2 protein-coding genes and 1 pseudogene are annotated in these 1,933 nt (G+C 60.9%); 2 read left to right on the forward strand and 1 reads right to left on the reverse strand.

The features are described 5' to 3' along the window. The first annotated feature begins 91 nt into the window (after positions 1-91). Positions 92-529 (forward strand): hypothetical protein, encoded by a 438-nt coding sequence (locus AB0M62_RS34770; RefSeq protein WP_366078324.1) that lies wholly within the window; start codon positions 92-94, stop codon positions 527-529. After that, positions 529-879 (forward strand): hypothetical protein, encoded by a 351-nt coding sequence (locus AB0M62_RS34775; protein ID WP_366078325.1) that lies wholly within the window; start codon positions 529-531, stop codon positions 877-879. The genes AB0M62_RS34770 and AB0M62_RS34775 overlap by 1 nt, the downstream gene beginning before the upstream one ends. Positions 880-1,291: 412 nt before the next feature. Here AB0M62_RS34775 and AB0M62_RS34780 read toward each other — a convergent pair. Then, a pseudogene (locus tag AB0M62_RS34780) lies at positions 1,292-1,786 on the reverse strand (site-specific integrase); the annotation flags it as partial. Between the last annotated feature and the right edge of the window lie 147 nt (positions 1,787-1,933).

Raw genomic sequence — 1,933 nt, forward strand, 5'->3', positions numbered from 1 at the left:
CCAGGGCACAGCCACGCACGCCAGCGGAGCGCGAAACCACCGATGACCTGCGATAACGCAGATGGGAGGGGTCGCGTAGCACACGTACTATGTGCTGGCAGGTGAGACGCCGGTACTCGTCCATAACTGTGGCAAGCAAATGTCCAACGTGGCCCTCGGCACGTCGGACAATGGTCTGGAGAAATTCGCGGATGACAACGGGTTCACCCACTTCATGGGAAATACGCGTGATGATGCTCTTGCGAATGTTCATGACGCGTTGAACTACCACGATGAGGCCCATATCCACGTGCGTCTTGACGGGTTTAAGATGATCAGCGGGAAGCCGGGCACTCCGGCCGAGTTGTTCGACGACGCGGTCAGGGAGGGGCAGGGCGACAACTGGTACACCACGCAGAGAGAGATGGCGATCCTGGAGCGAGCCTTCCGGCTGGGGAACCTCGACGCGAGTCGACTCACTTTCTACATGGGAGGCAAGAACATCACGGGTGGGATTCTGTCGGGGTCCAAGTATCTGGGAGGTTCTTAGTGGCTTTGGTTGCAATGTGGGATCGGGCGTTCCGGGCGTGGCATTTCTCGGTGAGCTACAATCAGCTTCTGCTGCGCAGCCTCAGCGACGACACCTCTCCAGCGCGAGTAGATGTTCTTTTCTCGAACGTTTACTTTCTTCACATGCCCACGACGTTCGCACGTCTTGAGATCCACAAGGGCGAGGGATTCGATCCGCCGCATGTAGAGATTCCGGTCGGCACCCGTGGGGAGTGGTTCACCATCAACACGGGCGAGGGGTGCGTGTATGCCACGCACTGTCAGTGGCATGAGGATGAAGGTAACGCAATGACTCCATCTCACTTCGGCCCACTGAAGAGGACGGACTGAAGTGATTTAGTCACGATCGTGTTGATCAGGTCGTGAGTAGTTTGGGTAGAACGCCCGGCTGGACTATTCCAGTCGGGCGTTCTATGTGAAAGGCGTATGGTCATGCGGCAACACGTATTACTAATTAAATTTGAAGTTCCGGGGTTCTGGGAGGAATTCATGGATCATGCCTCTGGTGCGATCGAAATCTATGAGCTCGGCAGAGATGCCCTGACGCTGGGGTCTGAATAGCTAGAGCTGCCATTCTCGATTTCAGATCGGCGGAGAACGTGATCCGGTGCGGTGCCGCGAGGCGAGCGCACCGCCTCGCGGTGGCAATACTTCAATAGGTGGCGCCTATTTCTGCCGGCAAATTTGGAGCCGCTACAGGTGACACCTGTCGGGGCTCTGACTGCAGTAGTTGACGGCAACGTCAGCGGACGAGGGCGGCGCAGGGTGGCGGGTCGTCGCCGTTGCGGCTGACCGTCTCGATGATCGACGAGCCGTTGAGGGCGGTGCTGAGGGTGTCGATGGCGTCGCGCTGGAGGCGGAGTCGGACATGGGCGTAGACGGTTGCGGTGACGCCGATGTGCGCGTGGCCGAGGAGTTCCTTGATGATGACGAGTTCGACGCCCTGTTCCAGGAGCAGGGTGGCGGCGGAGTGGCGGAGGTCGTGGAAGCGGATGCGGCGGAGGCCGGCCTTGCGGAGGAGCGTGGCGAAGGTGCGGGGGAGGTTGGTCGGGTCGATCGGCCTGCCCTGCGGCGTGGTGAACACGTACCCGTTGTGCTGCCACTCGGTGCCTGCCGTGTGACGGTCGCGCTGCTGCTCCTCGTGGTGGTGCTTCAGCGACTGGAGGCAGCGGGCGGGGAGGGCGATGCGGCGCTCGGAGGCCCGGGTCTTGGTGGGCAACGTGGTGAGTCCGCCCGCAGGGCGATTGCAAAGTCTCATGATCTTGGATCTGTGCTGGTCAGCTGAGGCTGAGGAGAGTCAGCGGCCGTTCGAAGGGGTGGAGGGCCATCTCGCGGAGTCCGGCGGCGATGTTGGTGTGGCCGGCGTGGCGGAGCTGGTTGATCG

This window comes from Streptomyces sp. NPDC051219 (assembly GCF_040682335.1).
In the GTDB taxonomy this organism is placed as follows: Bacteria; Actinomycetota; Actinomycetes; order Streptomycetales; family Streptomycetaceae; genus Streptomyces.